A 17856-nucleotide genomic window follows, 5' to 3' on the forward strand; every position below is an offset into this window, starting at 1 on the left:
GGGAGGCGGTCCGTACTCTGGACGGTGTGACCCTGCGCCTGTTCGACACCGCCACACGAGAGCAGCGGGACTTCGTCCCCGTGCGTCCCGGGGCTGCGTCGATCTACGTCTGCGGGGCCACGGTGCAGGGCCTGCCGCACATCGGTCACGTCCGCAGCGGCCTGAACTACGACGTCCTGCGGCGCTGGCTCGCCCACTCCGGGCTCGACGTCACGCTCGTCCGCAACGTCACCGACATCGACGACAAGATCCTCACCAAGGCCGCCGACCACGGCCGCCCCTGGTGGGAGTGGGCGGCCACGCACGAGCGCGCCTTCCAGGCCGCCTACGACGCGCTGGGCTGCCTGCCCGCGTCGATCGAGCCCCGCGCCACCGGCCACGTGCCGCAGATGGTCGAGCTCATGCAGCGCCTGATCGACGGCGGGCACGCCTACGCCGCGGGCGGCGACGTCTACTTCTCGGTGCGCTCGTTCCCCGAGTACGGCGCGCTGTCGGGGCAGCGCGTCGACGAGGTGGAGCAGGGCGAGGCCGAGACCGGCTGCAAGCGCGACGCCGTCGACTTCGCCCTGTGGAAGGCCGCGAAGCCGGGCGAGCCGAGCTGGCCGACGCCGTGGGGCCCGGGCCGCCCCGGCTGGCACCTCGAGTGCTCGGCGATGGCCACGACCTACCTCGGGCCGGAGTTCGACATCCACGGCGGCGGGCTCGACCTGGTGTTCCCCCACCACGAGAACGAGCTCGCGCAGAGCCACGCGGCCGGCGACCCGTTCGCCCGCTACTGGCTGCACAACGCCTGGGTGACGATGGGCGGGGAGAAGATGTCGAAGTCGCTGGGCAACACGCTCGGCATCGACGTCCTGCTGCGCCAGGTCCGCGGCGTCGAGCTGCGCTACTACCTGGTCGGCCCGCACTACCGGTCGGCGATCGAGTTCTCCGACACCGCGCTGCACGAGGCCGTCGCGGCCTACCGTCGCATCGAGTCGTTCGTGCACCGCGTCCGCGAGCGCGCCGGGCTGCCCGGCGTCGGCACTCCGTCGGTCGCGTTCGCCGCCGCGCTCGACGACGACCTCGGCACGCCCGGGGCGCTCGCCGCCGTCCACGGCGCCGTGCGCGAGGGCAACACCGCGCTCGACGCCGGCGACCGCGGCGCCGCCACCGCCGCCGCCGAGACCGTGCGCGCCATGACCGGCGTGCTCGGCCTCGACCCCCTCGACGCCCGCTGGCTCGCCGCCTCCGGCGCCGACGACGCCGCGTCCGCTGCACTCACCTCGCTGGTCGAGGCGCTGCTCGCGCAGCGCACCGCGGCCCGCGCCGAGCGCGACTTCGCCACCGCCGACGAGGTGCGCGCCCGCCTCACGGCCGCCGGGGTGTCCGTGGAGGACGGCCCCGACGGGCCCACCTGGACGCTCAAAGATGCCTGACCCCACAGTTCCGACGGAGAAGTGACCTAGATGGCCGGCAATTCCCAGCGTCGCGGAGCGATGCGCAAGGACGGCACGAAGAAGGGGATGGTCGTCGGTTCCGGCGGGCAGCGCCGCAAGCAGCTGCAGGGCAAGGGCCCGACCCCGCCCAAGGAGGAGCGCCCCAACCACCCCGCGGCGCGCCGGGCCAAGCTCGCCGAGCGCTCGGCCGCCAACCGCGGCCGTCCCGGCGGCGGCGCCAACCGCCGTCGCGCGGGCGACGGCGAGACGCCCGAGACCGTGCTCGGCCGCAACCCCGTCGTCGAGTGCCTGCGCGCGGGCGTCCCGGCCACGGCGCTGCAGGTCGCGATCGGCACCACCACCGACGACCGCGTGCGAGAGGCCGTCAGCCTGGCCGCCGACATGGGCATCTCGATCCTCGAGGTCGCGAAGACCGACCTCGACAAGATGTCGGGCGGCGCGCTGCACCAGGGCCTCGCGCTCCAGGTGCCGCCCTACGCCTACGCGCACCCCGACGAGCTGCTGGAGATCGCGGGCGACAGCGGCGACCCGGCGCTGATCGTCGCGCTCGACGGCGTCACCGACCCGCGCAACCTCGGCGCCGTCGTGCGCTCGGTCGGCGCGTTCGGCGGCCACGGCGTCGTCGTGCCGCAGCGCCGCGCCGCCGGCATGACGGCCGTCGCGTGGCGGACATCGGCCGGCACCGCCGCCCGCGTGCCCGTCGCCCGCGCCACCAACCTCACGCGGACGCTGCAGGAGTACGCCTCGGCCGGGCTGATGATCGCCGGGCTCGCCGCCGACGGCGACGTCACCCTCGACGAGTTCGAGCTCGCCACCGACCCGGTCGTCATCGTGATCGGCTCGGAGGGCAAGGGCCTCGGGCGCCTGGTCAAGCAGACCTGCGACGTCACGGTGTCGATCCCGATGGCCGGGCCGGTGGAGTCGCTCAACGCCTCCGTCGCCGCCGGCGTGGTGCTCGCCGAGATCTCGCGGCAGCGCCGGGCCCGGCTCCGCTAGACCCCTACCGCAGCAGCTACGCCACGGTGGCGCGGCCCCGCAGCCGCGCCACCACCCGGCACCCCACGTAGATCACGAACGACAGCGTGGCGACGTAGCCCGACACGGGCAGCCCGGGCGCGAGCGACAGCACCGCCCCGCCGACGAGCGCCACCTCGGCGAACAGCACCGCGAGCACGGTCGCGAGCAGCGGGCTGGCCGTCACCCGCGCGGCCGCCGCGCCGGGCGCGATCATCACCGACAGCACCAGGATCGCGCCGACGATCGGCACGGCCAGCGCCGTCGTCAGCCCGATCAGCACCGCGAACACCAGCGACAGCGCCCGCACCGGCACCCCCCGGGCCAGCGCGACGTCGGGATCGGTGCTGGCGAACAGCAGCGGCCGGTAGAGCACCGCGAGCACGCCGATCACGAGCACGGCGACGCCGGCGAGCACCACGAGGTTGGTGGAGTCGACCGACACGATCGACCCGGTGAGCAGCCCGAACTTGTTCGACGCCCGCCCGCTGTAGAGCGCGAGCAGCAGCACGCCCAGGCCGAGGCCGAACGCGAGGACGACCCCGATCACCGAGTCGCGCTCGCGCTGGCGCAGCCCGAGGATCCCGAACACCAGCCCGGCGACGACGGCACCCACGACGGCCCCGACGCCGACGCCGACGCCGATCAGCAGCGCCGCCGCGCCGCCGGTGAAGGCCAGCTCGGCGGTGCCGTGGACGGCGAAGGACATGCCGCGCGAGACGATCAGCGGCGCCAGCGCCCCCGCGACGATCCCGAGCACCGCGCACGCGAGCAGCGCGTTCTGCACGAACGGGAACCCGAGCAGCTCGCCCAGGCCCTCGAAGCTCACGAGCCGGTCCATCAGGCCGACTCCCCGGCGACGGCCACCGGCTCGTGGCAGTGGTCGCGGCCGTCGGCGCCGACGACGACGAGCCGGTCGCGCACGCGCAGCACGTCGACGTCGGTGCCGTAGAGCTCCGAGAGCACCGCGGACGTCATGACCTGCTCCGGCGGGCCGATCCGGAACCGGCCGTCGACGAGGTAGAGCACGCGGTCGACCAGCGGCAGCACCGGGTTGATCTCGTGGGTGACGAACAGGACGGCGGTGCGGTGGTCGCGGCGGCGGGCGTCGATGAGATCGGTGACCGTCCGCTGGTGGGCGAGGTCGAGCGAGAGCAGTGGCTCGTCGCAGAGCAGGACGTCGGGGTCGCCGACGAGCGCCTGGGCGACGCGCAGGCGCTGCTGCTCGCCGCCCGAGAGCCGTCCGACCGGCGCGTCGGCGTACGCGGTGCCGCCGACGGAGGCGAGCGCGGTGTCGACCCGGGCCCGGCGCTCCCGGCGCCCGCGCAGCCCGATGCCGAGGCGGTGGCCGTCGAGCCCGAGGCCGACGAGGTCGCGCCCGCGCAGGGGCAGGTCGGGGTCGAGCGCCTTCTGCTGCGGCACGTACCCGATCGACGGGCTGCCGCGGCGCGGGGCCGCACCGGAGATCCGGACCTCGCCCGCCGTCAGCGGCAGCAGTCCGAGCAGCACCCGCATCAGCGTGGTCTTGCCCGAGCCGTTGGGCCCCAGGACGGCGAGGAACTCCCCGGGCACGACGTCGAGGTCGAGCCCGTCCCACAGCGTGCGCTCGCCGAAGCGGATGCTCGCCCCTCGGAGGGTCACGGCCGGGGCGACGTCACGCACGGGCTCCAGTGTGGCGACCATCAGACGGGGTTGAGCGCGCTGGCCAGTGATTCGACCTGAGCGGTCATCCAGCCGAGGTAGTCGGTGCCCTCGGGCAGGGTCTCGGTGACCTCGACGACCGGCACGCCCGCCGCGTCGGCCGCCGCGCGCACCTGGTCGGTGGTCGGCGTCTCGGTCTGGGCGTTGAGGATCAGCGCGCGCAGCGGGTCCTGCGAGGTGGCGTCGAACAGCGCGAGCGTCTGCGCGACGACGGCGGCCGGCGGGTCGGTGTCCTCCTCGACGGCCTCCGCGAACTCCGGCGGGGTGGTGTCGATCAGTCCGGCCGTCTGCACGAGGTAGCCCGGCACCGGCTCGGTGACGGCGACGCGCCCGCCCGGCACGGACGCGCCGACGGCCTCGGTCCGCTCGATCAGCCCGTCGATCGACGCGCTGAACGCCTCGGCGTTGGCGGTGTAGGTGGCGGCGTTCGCCGCGTCGGCCGCGCCGAGGTCCTGGGCCAGCCGCTGGGCCAGCGCCTGCACCGTCGGCAGGCTGTACCAGAAGTGCTCGTTGAACTCGCCGTGCTCCTCCTCGGAGTGCGCCTCGCCCTCGTCGTGGGGCTCGCCGGCGTCGGCCGGGACGAGGCCGGACAGCTCGGCGACGTCGATGACGACGGGCTCGCCGCCGGCGTTCTCCAGCAGCTGCGGCATGAACTCGTCGTAGCCGCCGCCGTTGTAGACGACGATGTCGCCCGCGGCGACGGTCGCGGCGTCGGCCGGGGTGCTCTCGTAGGAGTGCGGGTCGGCGGCCGGGTCGTCGATGAGGGACTCCACCGTGACCGCGTCGCCGCCGACGGCTTGCGCGATGCTGCCGTAGACGTTCGTCGAGGCCACGACGGTGAGGATGCCGTCATCGGCGGCGGGGCTCGCCCCTCCGGAACCGGCCCCACCGGAGCCGCAGCCGGCCAGGGCGAGGGCGGCGAGGGCGGTGGTGGCCCCGACCAGCGGGCGCAGACGCATCGACGATCTCCCATCTTGTAGCGATAACCGTTGTCGATTCACTCTAGCGTGTGGTCCGGCGTCGGGACCGCCGGGCTTCCGACCCTGGTTCTGAACCGTTACGGTTGGTCTGATGCGCGGATCTCGTGAGGCCCGGCGCCCGGCGACGCTCGCGTCCCTGGCCGCCGAGCTCGGCGTGTCCCGCACCACCGTCTCCAACGCCTACAACCGCCCCGACCAGCTCTCCGCCCCGCTGCGGGCGCGGGTCCTGGAGGCGGCGCGGCGGCTCGGCTACCCGGGGCCCGACCCGGTCGCGCGCTCGCTGCGCACCCGTCGCGCGGGCGCGGTCGGCCTGCTGCTGACCGAGGCCCTGTCCTACGCGTTCCGCGACCCCGCGGCCACCGGCTTCCTCGAGGGCCTGGCGCTGGCCTGCGAGCGGGCCGGGTCCGGGCTGCTGCTGGTGCCGGTCAGCCCCGAGCTCGCCGACGTCACCGCGGTGCACCAGGCCGGTGTCGACGGGTTCGTCGTCTACTCCGTGCGCGAGGACGACCCGCACTTCAAGGCGGTGCTGGAGCGCCCGGTTCCCACCGTGGTGTGCGACCAGCCGATCAACGTCGACGGCGTCGACCGCGTCGGCGTCGACGACCGCGCGGCCATGCTCGGCATGGCGCGCCACCTCACCCAGCTCGGCCACCGGCGCATCGGCGTGCTGTGCATGCGGTTGGGCACCGGCCGCTACGACGGCCCCGCCGACGAGGCCCGGCAGAACGGCGCCACCTACCCGGTGCAGCGCAACCGCCTCGGCGGCCTGCGCGACGGCCTCGCCGAGGCCGGGATCGACTGGGCGGGCGTGCCCGTGCACGAGCGGTTCGCGCACAGCGTCGACGCGGGCCAGTCGGCGGCCGCGGAGCTGCTGACCGCGCACCCCGACATCACCGCGATCGCCTGCACGTCCGACATCCTCGCGCTCGGTGCACTGCGCCACGCCGCCGAGCGCCGGCTGTCGGTCCCCGACGACCTCACCGTCACCGGGTTCGACGGCGTGCCCGAGGCCCACCGCGCGGGCCTCACGACGGTGCGCCAGCCCGTGCTGGAGAAGGGGCGCGCGGCGGGTGAGCTGCTGCTCGAGCGCGGCGACCGCAACCGCCCCCGCACCGTCACGCTGCCCACCGAGCTGATCGTCGCGGCCACGAGCGCGAAGCCCCGCACGCCGGAGCGCTGGTTCCCCGGCTGGTGACCCCGTCCAGGGTCACATAGGGCGGTCAGCGCAGCCGCCCGGTCACCGCGCGGGCCAGGTCGGCGACGTCGGTTCCCTCCTCCGGGGTGAGCGAGCCCTCCAGCAGCAGGCTGGCGAGCCCGTGCACGAGCGCCCAGCCGGCGACGGCCGTGGTGGGATCGTCGTCGACCTCCCCGGCCCCGGCCTCCAGCGCCGCCCCGGCCCGCGCGGCCGCCGCGGCCAGCGCGCGGTCGTCGGTGCGGACGAGCCCCGGCGTGCGCATCACCGCGAAGTGTGCGGGGTGCCCGGTGGCGAACACGACGTAGGCGACGCCCTGCTCGGCGAACCCCCCGGCCGCCTCCAGCGCGTCGGCCAGGCCCGACCAGCCCTCGGCGGCGAGCGCGGTGAGCAGGCCGGTCTTGTCGCCGAAATGGTGCGCCGGCGCCGCGTGCGAGACGCCCGCCCGCCGGGCGACGTCGCGCAGGCTCAGTGCGGCCGGACCGTGCTCCGCGACGGCGTCCAGCGCGGTGTCGAGGAGGGTCCGCCGGAGGTCGCCGTGGTGGTAGGGCACGGCCGTCACCCTAATCTTGACGTTGACAAGACGCGAGCGACAGGGCATCTTGACGGTGACAAGTTCGTCGAGACGCGAGGAGCCCGCCATGCCCGCACTGCCCTGGACGGCCGTCCGGTCCCCCTCCGCGGGCGGACCCCCGCCCGCGGCTGAGGTCCTCGTCATGGCCTCCCGGTTCCGCGTCCGGCGTTTCCGGCACGTCCTGCCGTTCTTCCTCGACGCGCTGCGCGTCCACGCGCAGGTCCGCGGGGCCGACGGCGCGCTCGGCATCGCGCTGGACGCGCGCCCGCTGCGCCGGGAGTTCCTCACTCTGAGCGCGTGGCGCGACCGTGAGTCGCTGGACGCGATGGTCGGCGCGCAGCCGCACCGCGGCGTGATGGCCCGCTACCGCGAGGCCACCGAGGAGTCGGCGTTCACGTTCTGGACGGTGCCCGCCGACGCCCTGCCCGTGAGCTGGGACGACGCCCGTGCGCGGCTGAGCGCGGCGGCCTGATCGGGAGCGGCCCGATCAGGAGCGAAGCTCCAGCAGGAGCTGGAGGATCCGGGCCACGTCGGGCGGGCCGTCGACGCGGTGGCCGGCCGCGGTGTCGCCGGGGCCGACCTTGACGCCGACGTCGCCGTCGCCGAGCCGGACGAACGCCGTCTCGTCGGTGACGTCGTCGCCCGCGAACAGCACGGCGTCGGCGCCGGTGCGCTCGCGCAGCACATCGATCGCCATGCCCTTGGTGACCTGCAGGACGGCGAGGTCCAGCACGTCCTTGCCCGCGATGGCATCGACGCCGGGACGCGCGGCCGGGCCGGTGCGCACCGCCTCCAGCACGCGGGCGCCGACCTCGGGCGCGGTGCCGCGCACGTGCACCGCGATCCCGGCCGGCTTGTGCTCGATCCTCACACCGGGCTCGTGCTCGACGAGCGCGGTGACGTCGGCGACGAGGGCGTCGAGCAGCGCGCGCTGCGCGTCGTCGAGGACGGCGCCGCCGTCGTCGAACTCGCCGCCGTGGCTGCCCACCATCCGTACCGGGGCGCCGAACCCGGAGGTGGCGGCGAGGTCCGCGAGCCCGCGGCCCGAGACCAGCGCGACGACCGTGTCGGGCAGCGTGACCAGCGCGCCGATCGCCGCTGCGGCCTCCGCGAGCGGGCGCGCGTCGGAGGGGACGTCGACGATCGGGGCGAGGACGCCGTCGAAGTCGAGCGCGACGAGCAGCCGCGGGACGGTGGCGAGCTCGCGCACCGCCGCGTCGAGGTCGGTCATGAGGGGAGTCCCAGCGCGTCGAGGAAGGATCGGGCCCAGCGGTCGACGTCATGGGAGAGCACCTGGCGACGCAGCGAGCGCATCCGCTTGCGACTCTCCTCCGGTGGCATCGTCAGCGCCCTGTGCAGTGCGTTCTTGACGCCGTCGGTGTCGTGCGGGTTGACCAGCACCGACTCCTTGAGCTCGATCGCGGCCCCGGCGAACTCCGACAGCACCAGCACGCCGCCGAGATCGCCGCGGCAGGCGACGTACTCCTTGGCGACGAGGTTCATGCCGTCGCGCAGAGGCGTGACGAGCATGACGTCGGCGGCGACGAAGAACGCGGCGAGCTCGTCGCGCGGCAGCGACTGGTGCAGGTAGTGCAGCACCGGGTGCCCGACACGGGCGTACGAGCCGTTGATCCGGCCGACCGACTGCTCGATGCCGGCGCGCATCGTCTGGTAGTGCTCGACGCGCTCGCGGCTGGGCGTGGCGAGCTGGATCATGACGGTGTCGCCGGCCCGGTCCTCCAGCAGCAGCTCCTCGAACGCGCGCAGCCGGACGTCGATGCCCTTGGTGTAGTCGAGGCGGTCGACGCCGAGGATGACCCGCTCGGGGTTGCCCAGGTCGTTGCGGATCTCCTTGGCGCGCTGCTGCACCTCGGGGGTGCGCGAGAGCTCGTCGAGGTGCGCGGAGTCGATCGAGATCGGGAAGGCGCCGAGCTTGACCGTCCGTCCCCCGTAGTTGACCTCGTTTCGCGCGCCGGGCGTGGCGTCGGTGAAGCGGGTGGCGAGCCAGCGGAAGTTGCGGACGCCGCCGGGGGTGTGGAAGCCGACGAGGTCGGCGCCGAGCAGCCCCTCGACGATCTCCTTGCGCCACGGGAGCTGCTGGAAGAGCTCGGTTGGCGGGAACGGGATGTGCAGGAAGAAGCCGATCCGCAGGTCGGGGCGCAGCGCGCGGAGCTCGGCCGGGAGCAGCTGGAGCTGGTAGTCCTGGATCCAGACCGTGGCCCCCTGCCCGGCGACCTCCGCGACCGCCTGGGCGAAGCGCTTGTTGACGGTGACGTAGGCCTGCCACCAGTGCCGGTGGAACGCCGGCGGGGCGACGACGTCGTGGTAGAGCGGCCAGAGGGTGCCGTTGGAGAAGCCCTCGTAGTAGTCCTCGACCTCCTGGCCCGACAGCCGGACCGGGTGCAGCGTCAGCCCGTCCTCGACGAACGGCTCGGCGTCGGCGTCGGCGAGCCCGGGCCAGCCGACCCACGCGCCCTCGCGGCTGCGCAGCATCGGCTCCAGCGCCGTGACCAGCCCCCCCGGACTGCGCTTCCAGCGCTGCGTCCCGTCCGGGAGCTTCTCCAGGTCGACGGGGAGCCGGTTGGCCACCACCACGAACTCGGCGCTCTGCTGGGCCACTGACTCTCCTCGCCGTACGGGGTTTCGACGGGCGTGAGCCTACGCGGGGGAGCCCTCCGGTGCGGGGTCCGAGACGGCCGGTCCGCTCGGCCGCCGCGGGCCGGTCAGGAAGTCGCCGAAGGCCACGCCCGCGGCGAGCGCGAGGCCGATGCCGAGCGCGAGGGTGATGGTGACCAGGCCGTCGGCGACGCCCTCGACGGCGAGCTGGTAGAAGCCGCGGTAGGCGCTGAACCCGGGCAGCAGCGGGGTGATGCCGGCGAGCGTGATCACGAGCGGCGGCACCCCGCCGCCGCGGCGGAACAGCCCCGCGGCGAGCCCGACGACGACCGCGGCGATGCCGGTGGCGGGCACCGGCCCGATGCCGAGGACCTGCACCATCAGCCCGTAGGTGCTCCAGCCCGACGTCCCGGCGATGGCGGCGGCGAGCAGGGAGCGGCCCGGCGCGTAGCCGGCGAGCGCGAAGGAGGCCGCGGCCGCGGCGGCGGCGGCGAGCGACAGGCCGAACCGCCCGGCGCCCGAGGGCAGCTCGCCCGCCACCTCCAGCGGCGGCGCGAACTCCAGCCCGACGCGCAGGCCGAGCACGACCCCGACCAGCAGGCCCGCCGACAGCAGCGCGATCTCGACCGCGCGACCGGCCGCCGTCACGTAGTAGCCGGTGATGGCGTCCTGCACCGTGCCGACCACCGACAGCCCCGACAGCAGCACGGTGATCGTCGCGGCGATGACGAGCGAGGGGCGTGTGCCCGGTGGGAAGGCGCCGAGGCCGAACAGCGTCACCGTCGCGCCGGTGGCCAGCGCCCCGCCGACGACCTGCTGGAAGAACTGCGGCAGCCCGCGCCGGTTGAGCACGCGGCCGATCCGGTCGATCACCGCGGTGACGGCGAACGCGGTGAGCCCGGTGATCAGCGCGCCGCCCAGCAGGATCGCGATCGAGGCGGCGAGCCCGGCCCAGCCGACGGTCGCGACCCAGCGCGGGTACGGGTGCCGCGCGGAGACGGCCTCGGACAGCTCCGTCGCCGCGGTGCGCACGTCGATCGCGCCCGCCTCGACGCGGTCGATCACGCGGCCGACGGCGAGCAGTCGCGTGAGGTCGAGCGAGCGGTACTGCACGAGCCGCATCGACGTCACCGGCGCCGCCGCCATACCGCGGTGGCAGCAGATGGTCATGGAGGTGAAGGTGATGTCGACGTCGACGGCCGACAGCCCGCACGCCGCGGCGATCCGCAGCATCACGTGCGTCGTCTCGTCGACGCTCTCGCCGCTCGACATCAGCACCTCGCCGATGCGCATGCAGAGGTCGAGGACCTCCTGCACGCGGGCGTCGTCGGGCACCTGGGGCCCGATCGGCCAGAGCAGCTGCATGCTCGGCGGACCGGGCTGGAGCAGCTCGTGCGCCTCGCGGCGGAGCTTGCTGCGCATGCGGCGGGCGAAGTGCGGGTTGTGGTCGGGCATCGTCAGCCGCTCGTGACGGCACGGGTACTGCGGGGCATGGGCCCAGGGTAGGTCCGGCCGATCACGCGGCCGCCGCGACCACCGGTTCGGGTTCGTCGACGGTGACCCGGCGCGCGACCAGCAGTGCGACCGTCGCGAGGGCGGAGGCGCCGACCATCACCGCGGCCATCGCGACCGCGCTCGACCCGACGAGCGGCGACACCGCGGCGCCCAGCCCGAACTGCAGTGCGCCGAGCAGCGCGGAGCCGGTGCCGGCGACGTCGCGGACGTGGTTCGTCGCCAGTGCCGTCGCGTTGCCCATCACCAGGCCGAGGCTCGACACGGCGACGAACAGCAGCCCCAGCACCGGCCACGTCGGCGACCCGAGCAGCGTGACGACGAGCAGCGCGGTCGCAGCGGTGACGAGGATCGCGACACCGATCGTCGCCTTGCGGCGCGGCTCGACGTCCCAGCGCGCGCTCAGCACCGAGGTCAGGACGAGGCCGCCGGCGTTGGCGGCGAACGCGGCGGCGTACCCGGCCGTCGACAGGCCCAGGAGGTCCTGCAGCACGAACGACGACCCGGAGATGTAGGCGAACATCGTGCTGAACGACAGTGCGAGCACCAGCGTCCAGCTCACGTAGGGGGCGCGGCGCAGGACGGCGCCGACGTCGGTGACGGTGCGGCGCAGGCCGCCCGTGCGGCGCCGCTCGACCGGCAGCGTCTCCGGCACCGCGGCCAGCACGCCGACCACCATCAGCACGGCGAGCCCGGCCAGCACCACGAAGATGCCGCGCCAGCCGATGACGTCGACCAGCCCGCTGCCGACGAGCGGCGCGACCACCGGCGCGATCCCGTTGATGGCCATCATCAGCGTGAACAGCTGGGCGGTGCGGCGCCCGGTGGTGCGGTCGACGATCACCGCGCGCGCCAGCACGATCCCGGCCGCTCCCGCGAAGCCCTGGACGAACCGCGCGGCGACCATGAACCCGATGCCGGGCGACAGCGCCACGGCGACGCCCGCCAGTGCGCACACCACGGCGCCGACCAGCAGCAGCGGCCGCCGCCCCCGCGCGTCGGAGAGCGGGCCGATGACGAGCTGGCCGAGCGCGAGGCCGACGAGGAACGCGGTGAGGGTCAGCTGCACCCCCGAGGCCGTCGTGCCGAGGTCGTCGACGACGCGGGGGAGGGCGGGCAGGTACATGTCCGTGGCCAGCGGCGCGATCGAGGTCAGCAGGGCGAGGACGGTGATCCAGACCGCGAGCGGGGCGCGTTCGGCACGAGACATGATTATGATTTTAGATATAAATGGGGCGGTAGTCTGCGGACTGTGACCGACGACCACCTCCGCTCCATCGCGGCCGCCGTGCACGTCCTGTCCCGGTCCCTGCACCGCCGCGGCGTCGCGCAGGTCGGGCTCGACGTGCTGCCGCCGTCGGAGTCCGAGGTCCTCGCCCAGATCGGCTCCCGGCCGGGCTCGTCGGTCTCGGAGATCGCCCGCGCCCTGCGCCTGCAGACCAGCAACGTCAGCACCGCCGTCCGGGGCCTCGTCGCCCGTGGCCTCGTCGACCGCACCACCGACCCCGACGACCAGCGCCGCACCCTGCTCCACCCCAGCCCCGCCGCCGTCCGCCACCGCCGCCTGCTCGACGACGCCTGGGCCGGCCTGCTCGCCGACCTCCTCCGCGACCTGCCCCCGACGACACCACCGTCCTGCGCGCCGCCGCCCCGGCGCTGGAGCGACTGGCGCGGGCCGTCACCGCGGACCCCGCCCGCACGCACTAGGATCGCGGGACCGGCCGGTGTAGCTCAGTGGTAGAGCAACCGCCTTGTAAGCGGTAGGCCGAGGGTTCGATCCCCTCCTCCGGCTCAACGCCCCAACCTGGGCGCATCAGCCGAACAAGATCTTTAGCGTGATCGCCATGGGGACCTTGTGGTGGTTGCTCAGTCGCTCGGTGCCACCGTCGTTGCTGTCTTGAAGTTGCAGCGAGTGATGCATGGCCGGCCGAGGTGGTGATGCCTGAGATGGCCATCCCTCGAGACTCCCCTGCAGGGCAGCGTGATCGGGCTCGCTGAACAACGCGGCTCACTCGCCATGGCAGCTTTGGTGGCCTGAACCTTTAGCTTGGTCGGCCGGGCTCCCCGTTGGCGGGGGACGGCGACGCCGCCCGTCCGGTCCGAATGGGCAGACGGCGGGCTGGACGTCGAGGACCGGGCCGTACCCCCAAGGTAACAAGCACCACGAACTGCCGGGGGAAGCTCAACCTGCCATGCCGTCGACAGTCGGGGCGGTGGTGTACATCGTCGGCTCGCTTCGCACCCGAGCGGTCGCAGGTTCGAGCCCTGCCGCGACCACCGATCGGTTCGTGCGTGTCGACGTGGTGTCGAACGTGGTGGGAACCCCGAAGGCGCGGGTGCCGGCGTCCGGCTCGGTCGTCAGCAACCCCGCCGACGCCGGTCGTCGCTGGACCGAGGATCTCGAAGGTCCGGATGCGCCGTTCGCGACGGAAGCACGTCGGGAACTGCCGGCACGTTCGCCGGTCCGGCTGTGGTGTCCTGGTTGGCCCTGTTGCCGGCGAGAGGTCAGGGCTAGACGCTGACCTCGCCCAGCCGTTGGGCTCGGCACGCCAGGTGCAGGAACAGACGCTGATCGGCGTCGTCCTCCTCGATGCCGAGAAGTTCGAAGGCCCGCTGTACCCGGTAGCGGACGGCGTTGCGGTGCAGGTGCAGCACTTCCGCGGCCCGGGCGGCGGAACCCTGAAAATCGAGGTACGTGCAGAGCGTGTCGATCATCGCCTGGCGCTTCGCCGGAGCGAGGTCGGCGACCGGGGCGAAGAGCTGGTCGATGGATTGCTGGACCGTGGGCGAGCCGTACCACTCCAGCAGGGTCGCTCGCATGCCCACCGCGTCGAAGTACACCGGCGTGTTGCTGCGTCGCCGGAACCGAGCCGAGGACACCGCGAGTCGCGCCTCCGTTGCGCTGCTCGCCAGACCTGCGACGCCGGGCCGCGCCGACCCCGTCCCGCAGAACAGCCGTAGACCGCGAACTCTCCCAGTCATCGCCCTGATCACGAAGTCGAGCTGGCGACGGAGGCGGGCGTGGGTCTCCTGGCACGGTGCGTCGGAGCCGGTCCACATCAGCAGTACCGCGGCAGGGTCGGGTCCGACGTGCCAGGTCCCGGGCATGCTCGCGGCCGCCTGCAGCGCGAGTGCAGCGAGATCGTCGCGGATCTCGTAGGCAACGACGTCGTCGCCGGCGACCTCGAGCAGGTTGTCCGGCTCGATCCGGGTCATGACGTGCCAGCCGTCGATCGGGATGCCGAGGCGTCGTGCCGAGGGCGCGATGGCAGCGCGGGCGGGGCGGTCCGCGGCGACCAGCTGCACGAGCACCTCGCCGGCGGATCGGCGGGAGACCTGCTCGGCCCGCGCCCGATCGGCGGACAGCCGGGTCGTCTCGGCGGCGATGCGCCACAGCACCATCTCGAGCAGTGCGCCGGCGTCCGCGTCGTCCGGACGCGTCGTCCGCAACCAGCTGTCGGCGGCTCCCGCCGGGACGGCGAGGACATCGTCGTCCTCGGGGCGCGGCCCGAGGCCGATGGTGCGCCCGAGCAGCAGGCCGACGTGGTCGAGCAGCGTGTCGACGTCGCCGAACGCCCGGCCGTCGATCGCCTCGGAGACGGCGCGGGCGCGGTCGACGGTCACGCTGAGCTGGTCGGTGGCCTGACGGACGATCGTCCCCACCGCGGCCGTGAGGTCGACCTCCGGGGCGAGCCGGATGACGCAGATCGCGGCGCGCCGGGCCAGTGCGAGCGCGGTGAGCGACACCCGCACGTCGGCGGGGAGCACGACCACCAGGGCGGCCACCTCGCGGGCGGCGGCGCGCCGCACGACGATGTCGAACCGGTAGTCGGCGGTCAGCGCGGCCAGGCCTCGCTCGAGGACGACCAGGGCGTTCGTCGGGGCGTCGTCGACCTGGTCGACCTGCTCGACGAGACGAATGTCCTCGACCGACCTGTCGGTTCCGCCCACCAAGACCTCGACTGCTCCCGGGTGCCGGTGGGTCAGCAGGTCGATTATCGACTCGAGCGTGCTCACTCGGGCAGTATGCGCCGCCCCGGAGGGCGCAAGTGCACAAGAAACGTGCTGGACGCCGGGCCGTCACACTTCGTCGGGCTGCACAACCACGGGGGGAACTTCAGCGATCCGCCCATAGAAGGGCGGTACACCGCCGCCTAGCTTTCCTGACATGACGAACGACCCTTCGAAGCTCGGCGAACAGGACCTGGTGGACCTGTCCGTCGGCTGCACGGTGCTGGCGGGCGGTGGTGGCGGCGACCCGCGGATCGGCCTGCTGATGGCGCTCAACGCCGTGCGCCGGACCGGCGAGGTGCCGCTGATCGACCTCGACTCGCTCGCACCGGACGCCCTGGTCGTGCCGGCCGGGATGATCGGGGCCCCGACGGTCATGGTCGAGAAGATCCCGAACGGCAACGAGGGCGACGTCATCAGGGCCGCGTTCGAGGCCCGGATGAACCGCCCGGTCGCCGCGCTGATGCCGCTAGAGATGGGTGGGATCAACGGGGTCCTGCCGGTCGCCTGGGCCGCGCACGCCGGCCTGCCGCTGGTGGACGGCGACCTGATGGGTCGCGCCTTTCCCGAGCTGCAGATGTGCACCCCGCACCTCCATGACATTCCTTCCTGGCCGGCCGTCGTCGTCGACGAACGCTCCCAGGTCATCACCTTCGAGCCGCGCGACAACGTGTGGCTGGAGAGGCTGGCCCGCAACGCCGTCTCCACCCTTGGCGGATGCGCCTGCGCCGGCCTCTACCCGATGGACGCCCGTACCGCGGCCATCCCGCTCATCCGCGGCACGGTGTCGCGCGCGGTGACGATCGGCCGCACCATCCGGACGGCGGCCGACGACCCCTTCCGAGCGCTCGACGCCGAGGTTGACCTCTACCCGTTGCTGAAGGGGAAGGTCGTCGACGTCGACCGGCGCACAGCCGGCGGCTTCGTCCGCGGATCGGCGGTGATCGAGGGCGTCGAGCACGACGCGGGGCGCCTGGTGCGCATCGAGTTCCAGAACGAGAACCTCGTCGCGATGGAGGACGGCGAAGCGCTGGCCACCGTCCCGGACATCATCACGCTGCTCGACCGGCACTCCGCGCACGGCATCGTCACCGAACACATCCGCTACGGCCAGCGCGTGGTCGTCGGGGTGTTCCGCGCGCCCGAGCAGTGGCGCAGCGAGCGCGGCCTGTCCGTGGTCGGCCCCCGCGCCTTCGGCTACGACCTCGACTACGTCCCTGTGGAGGACCGCCATGCCCGGGTCGGTTGATCTCAGGATCGGCATCGACGTCGGAGGTACCAACACCGACGCCGTCGTCCTCGACGCCGAGAACCGTCTGCTCGCCAAGCACAAGACCCCGACGACGCCCGACCTCACCAGCGGCATCACCAGCGCCCTGGAAGCTGTGCTCGGCCAGATCGATCAGCCCGTCGAGCGGATCACGCACGTCATGCTCGGCACCACGCACGCCACCAACGCGATCCTGGAACGCCGGGACCTGCTCAAGGTCGCCGTGATCCGGATCGGGGCGCCCGCCACCGTCTCGATCCCGCCCTTCTCGGACTGGCCCGAGGACCTGCGGAAGGTGGTGTCCGCGGGGGAGGCGGTCGTCCAGGGCGGCAGCGAGGTCACCGGCGAGCCGCTGGTGCCGTTCGGCCGCGACGAGGTGGCCCGCTTCCTCGAGAAGGTCGGTGACCGCGCGGAGTCGGTGGCGATCTCGGCGGTGTTCTCCCCGGTCTCCGGCGACCACGAGCTCGAGGCGGAGCAGGTCGTCCGCGAGGTACTCGGTGGGGTCATCCCGGTCAGCCTGTCGCAGGGGATCGGCGCGCTCGGCCTGCTTGAGCGGGAGAACGCCTGCATCCTCAACGCCGCGCTCGTCGGCGTCGCGCACAAGGTGGTGGACGGGCTCACGGCGGCCCTGGCGCAGAACGGGATCGACGCCGTCGCCTTCCTCACGCAGAACGACGGAACGCTGATGGGCCTGGACTACGTGCGGCGCTTCCCGGTGCTGACGATCGGCAGCGGCCCGGCGAACAGCATGCGCGGGGCCTGCCACCTCGCCGATGTCAGCGACGCCGTGGTGGTCGACGTCGGCGGCACCTCCAGCGACGTCGGCATGCTGCTCAACGGGTTCCCGCGGGAGTCGAGCACCCCGACCGACATCGGCGGCGTACGCACCAACTTCCGGATGCCCGACCTGGTGGCCATCGCCGTCGGGGGCGGCACACGGATCACCGGGACCGCCGACGACGTCCGGGTCGGCCCGGAGAGCGTCGGTTATCGCCTCCGCGACGAGGCGCTGGTCTTCGGTGGCGCCACCCCGACCCTGTCCGATGCGGCCGTCGCCGCCGGCCGCGCGACCATGGGGGACGCCACCGCCGTCGCCGGACGTGAGGACGTGCTGGCGGCGGCCCTGCGCCTGGCCGACGAGCTCGTGTTCGTGGCCACCGATCAGATCAAGACCGCGCGCGGACCCGTCCCGCTGGTCGCGGTCGGCGGCGGGAGCGTGATCCTCCCGCCGGAGCTGCCGGGCGTCGCGACGATCCTGCGACCGGAGAACTACGACGTCGCCAACGCCATCGGAGCGGCCATCGCGTCGGTCTCCGGCCAGGTCGACAAGGTGTTCAAGCTCGCGGGCCGCGACCGCCAGGAGGTGCTGGACCTCGCCTGCGCAGCCGCGCAGGACGAGGCGATCAGTGCCGGCGCCGACCCGAACGCACTCGAGATCGTCGAGGTCGAGGAGGTCCCGATGGCCTACCTCACCGAACCTGTGGTCCGGATCCGGGTGAAGGCCGCCGGGCCGCTCAGCCGGATGTGAACCGCGTGGCGCGCCCACC

16 protein-coding genes and 1 tRNA gene are annotated in these 17856 nt (G+C 73.6%); 8 read left to right on the forward strand and 9 right to left on the reverse strand.

Annotated elements, in window-relative coordinates; translation table 11 throughout:
* Window positions 1-26: 26 nt before the first annotated feature.
* Complete coding sequence (cysS, locus tag I4I82_RS16670; protein ID WP_218591753.1) at window positions 27-1418, forward strand: cysteine--tRNA ligase; 1392 nt, start codon at window positions 27-29, stop codon at window positions 1416-1418.
* 30 nt (window positions 1419-1448) lie between these two features.
* On the forward strand, window positions 1449-2435 hold the full coding sequence (gene rlmB, locus I4I82_RS16675; RefSeq protein ID WP_218591752.1) for a 23S rRNA (guanosine(2251)-2'-O)-methyltransferase RlmB: 987 nt from the start codon (window positions 1449-1451) through the stop codon (window positions 2433-2435).
* A 16-nt stretch (window positions 2436-2451) separates the two neighbouring features.
* Here rlmB and I4I82_RS16680 read toward each other — a convergent pair whose 3' ends face one another.
* Genes I4I82_RS16680 through I4I82_RS16690 form a run of 3 tightly spaced genes read right to left on the reverse strand, consistent with a single transcriptional unit; the run spans window position 2452 to window position 5113 of the window.
* On the reverse strand, window positions 2452-3294 hold the full coding sequence (locus I4I82_RS16680) for a metal ABC transporter permease (RefSeq protein ID WP_218591751.1): 843 nt from the start codon (window positions 3292-3294) through the stop codon (window positions 2452-2454).
* Window positions 3294-4136, reverse strand: a complete 843-nt coding sequence (locus I4I82_RS16685) for a metal ABC transporter ATP-binding protein (RefSeq protein ID WP_218591750.1) — start codon at window positions 4134-4136, stop codon at window positions 3294-3296. Before I4I82_RS16685 ends, I4I82_RS16680 begins: the two co-directional genes overlap by 1 nt.
* On the reverse strand, window positions 4136-5113 hold the full coding sequence (locus I4I82_RS16690) for a metal ABC transporter solute-binding protein, Zn/Mn family (protein ID WP_218591749.1): 978 nt from the start codon (window positions 5111-5113) through the stop codon (window positions 4136-4138). Before I4I82_RS16690 ends, I4I82_RS16685 begins: the two co-directional genes overlap by 1 nt.
* Before the next feature lie 112 nt (window positions 5114-5225).
* Here I4I82_RS16690 and I4I82_RS16695 point away from each other — a divergent pair, with 112 nt between their 5' ends.
* On the forward strand, window positions 5226-6329 hold the full coding sequence (locus I4I82_RS16695; RefSeq protein WP_218591748.1) for a LacI family DNA-binding transcriptional regulator: 1104 nt from the start codon (window positions 5226-5228) through the stop codon (window positions 6327-6329).
* A gap of 25 nt (window positions 6330-6354) precedes the next feature.
* Here I4I82_RS16695 and I4I82_RS16700 read toward each other — a convergent pair whose 3' ends face one another.
* A complete protein-coding gene (locus I4I82_RS16700) occupies window positions 6355-6927 on the reverse strand; it encodes a TetR/AcrR family transcriptional regulator (protein WP_218591755.1) in 573 nt (190 codons plus the stop codon).
* A gap of 40 nt (window positions 6928-6967) precedes the next feature.
* On the opposite strand from I4I82_RS16700, the gene I4I82_RS16705 reads away from it, so the two are divergent.
* Complete coding sequence (locus I4I82_RS16705; RefSeq protein ID WP_218591747.1) at window positions 6968-7372, forward strand: DUF3291 domain-containing protein; 405 nt, start codon at window positions 6968-6970, stop codon at window positions 7370-7372.
* Window positions 7373-7387: 15 nt separating this feature from the next.
* Here I4I82_RS16705 and otsB read toward each other — a convergent pair whose 3' ends face one another.
* The 4 genes from otsB to I4I82_RS16725 form a co-directional block, all read right to left on the reverse strand.
* Window positions 7388-8131 (reverse strand): trehalose-phosphatase, encoded by a 744-nt coding sequence (otsB, locus tag I4I82_RS16710; RefSeq protein ID WP_218591746.1) that lies wholly within the window; start codon window positions 8129-8131, stop codon window positions 7388-7390.
* On the reverse strand, window positions 8128-9519 hold the full coding sequence (locus I4I82_RS16715) for an alpha,alpha-trehalose-phosphate synthase (UDP-forming) (protein ID WP_218591745.1): 1392 nt from the start codon (window positions 9517-9519) through the stop codon (window positions 8128-8130). Before I4I82_RS16715 ends, otsB begins: the two co-directional genes overlap by 4 nt.
* A 39-nt stretch (window positions 9520-9558) precedes the next feature.
* On the reverse strand, window positions 9559-10971 hold the full coding sequence (locus I4I82_RS16720) for a threonine/serine exporter family protein (RefSeq protein WP_218591744.1): 1413 nt from the start codon (window positions 10969-10971) through the stop codon (window positions 9559-9561).
* A 61-nt stretch (window positions 10972-11032) separates the two neighbouring features.
* Complete coding sequence (locus I4I82_RS16725) at window positions 11033-12238, reverse strand: multidrug effflux MFS transporter (RefSeq protein ID WP_218591743.1); 1206 nt, start codon at window positions 12236-12238, stop codon at window positions 11033-11035.
* Between the two features lie 42 nt (window positions 12239-12280).
* Between I4I82_RS16725 and I4I82_RS16730 the strand changes: the two genes are divergently transcribed.
* Entirely contained in the window at window positions 12281-12769 is a 489-nt protein-coding gene (locus I4I82_RS16730; RefSeq protein WP_218595849.1) for a MarR family winged helix-turn-helix transcriptional regulator, read from the forward strand.
* A tRNA-Thr gene (locus I4I82_RS16735) sits at window positions 12749-12820 on the forward strand. The genes I4I82_RS16730 and I4I82_RS16735 overlap by 21 nt, the downstream gene beginning before the upstream one ends.
* A 719-nt stretch (window positions 12821-13539) precedes the next feature.
* Here the strand turns inward: I4I82_RS16735 and I4I82_RS16740 are convergent.
* A complete protein-coding gene (locus I4I82_RS16740; protein WP_218590357.1) occupies window positions 13540-15045 on the reverse strand; it encodes a PucR family transcriptional regulator in 1506 nt (501 codons plus the stop codon).
* A gap of 151 nt (window positions 15046-15196) precedes the next feature.
* Between I4I82_RS16740 and I4I82_RS16745 the strand changes: the two genes are divergently transcribed.
* Together I4I82_RS16745 and I4I82_RS16750 are read left to right on the forward strand one after the other, a co-directional pair.
* The gene (locus I4I82_RS16745; RefSeq protein ID WP_218590358.1) at window positions 15197-16288 is read left to right on the forward strand and encodes an S-methyl thiohydantoin desulfurase family protein; all 1092 of its coding nucleotides are present in this window, start codon (window positions 15197-15199) and stop codon (window positions 16286-16288) included.
* Window positions 16272-17837 carry a hydantoinase/oxoprolinase N-terminal domain-containing protein gene (locus I4I82_RS16750; protein ID WP_218590359.1) on the forward strand — a complete coding sequence of 522 codons (1566 nt, stop codon included), beginning with the start codon at window positions 16272-16274 and terminating at the stop codon, window positions 17835-17837. Before I4I82_RS16745 ends, I4I82_RS16750 begins: the two co-directional genes overlap by 17 nt.
* Window positions 17838-17856: the final 19 nt, after the last annotated feature.

Source organism: Pseudonocardia oceani, from assembly GCF_019263585.2.
GTDB lineage: Bacteria > Actinomycetota > Actinomycetes > Mycobacteriales > Pseudonocardiaceae > Pseudonocardia > Pseudonocardia oceani.

Excerpts from the sequence above, each read along its gene's own strand:
- rlmB (WP_218591752.1), top strand. The coding sequence starts at position 1,449 with ATGGCCGGCAATTCCCAGCGTCGCGGAGCGATGCGCAAGGACGGCACG.
- I4I82_RS16680 (WP_218591751.1), bottom strand. The coding sequence starts at position 3,294 with ATGGACCGGCTCGTGAGCTTCGAGGGCCTGGGCGAGCTGCTCGGGTTC.
- I4I82_RS16685 (WP_218591750.1), bottom strand. The coding sequence starts at position 4,136 with ATGGTCGCCACACTGGAGCCCGTGCGTGACGTCGCCCCGGCCGTGACC.
- I4I82_RS16690 (WP_218591749.1), bottom strand. The coding sequence starts at position 5,113 with ATGCGTCTGCGCCCGCTGGTCGGGGCCACCACCGCCCTCGCCGCCCTC.
- I4I82_RS16695 (WP_218591748.1), top strand. The coding sequence starts at position 5,226 with ATGCGCGGATCTCGTGAGGCCCGGCGCCCGGCGACGCTCGCGTCCCTG.
- I4I82_RS16700 (WP_218591755.1), bottom strand. The coding sequence starts at position 6,927 with ATGCCCTGTCGCTCGCGTCTTGTCAACGTCAAGATTAGGGTGACGGCC.
- I4I82_RS16705 (WP_218591747.1), top strand. The coding sequence starts at position 6,968 with ATGCCCGCACTGCCCTGGACGGCCGTCCGGTCCCCCTCCGCGGGCGGA.
- otsB (WP_218591746.1), bottom strand. The coding sequence starts at position 8,131 with ATGACCGACCTCGACGCGGCGGTGCGCGAGCTCGCCACCGTCCCGCGG.
- I4I82_RS16720 (WP_218591744.1), bottom strand. The coding sequence starts at position 10,971 with ATGCCCGACCACAACCCGCACTTCGCCCGCCGCATGCGCAGCAAGCTC.
- I4I82_RS16725 (WP_218591743.1), bottom strand. The coding sequence starts at position 12,238 with ATGTCTCGTGCCGAACGCGCCCCGCTCGCGGTCTGGATCACCGTCCTC.
- I4I82_RS16745 (WP_218590358.1), top strand. The coding sequence starts at position 15,197 with ATGACGAACGACCCTTCGAAGCTCGGCGAACAGGACCTGGTGGACCTG.
- I4I82_RS16750 (WP_218590359.1), top strand. The coding sequence starts at position 16,272 with ATGCCCGGGTCGGTTGATCTCAGGATCGGCATCGACGTCGGAGGTACC.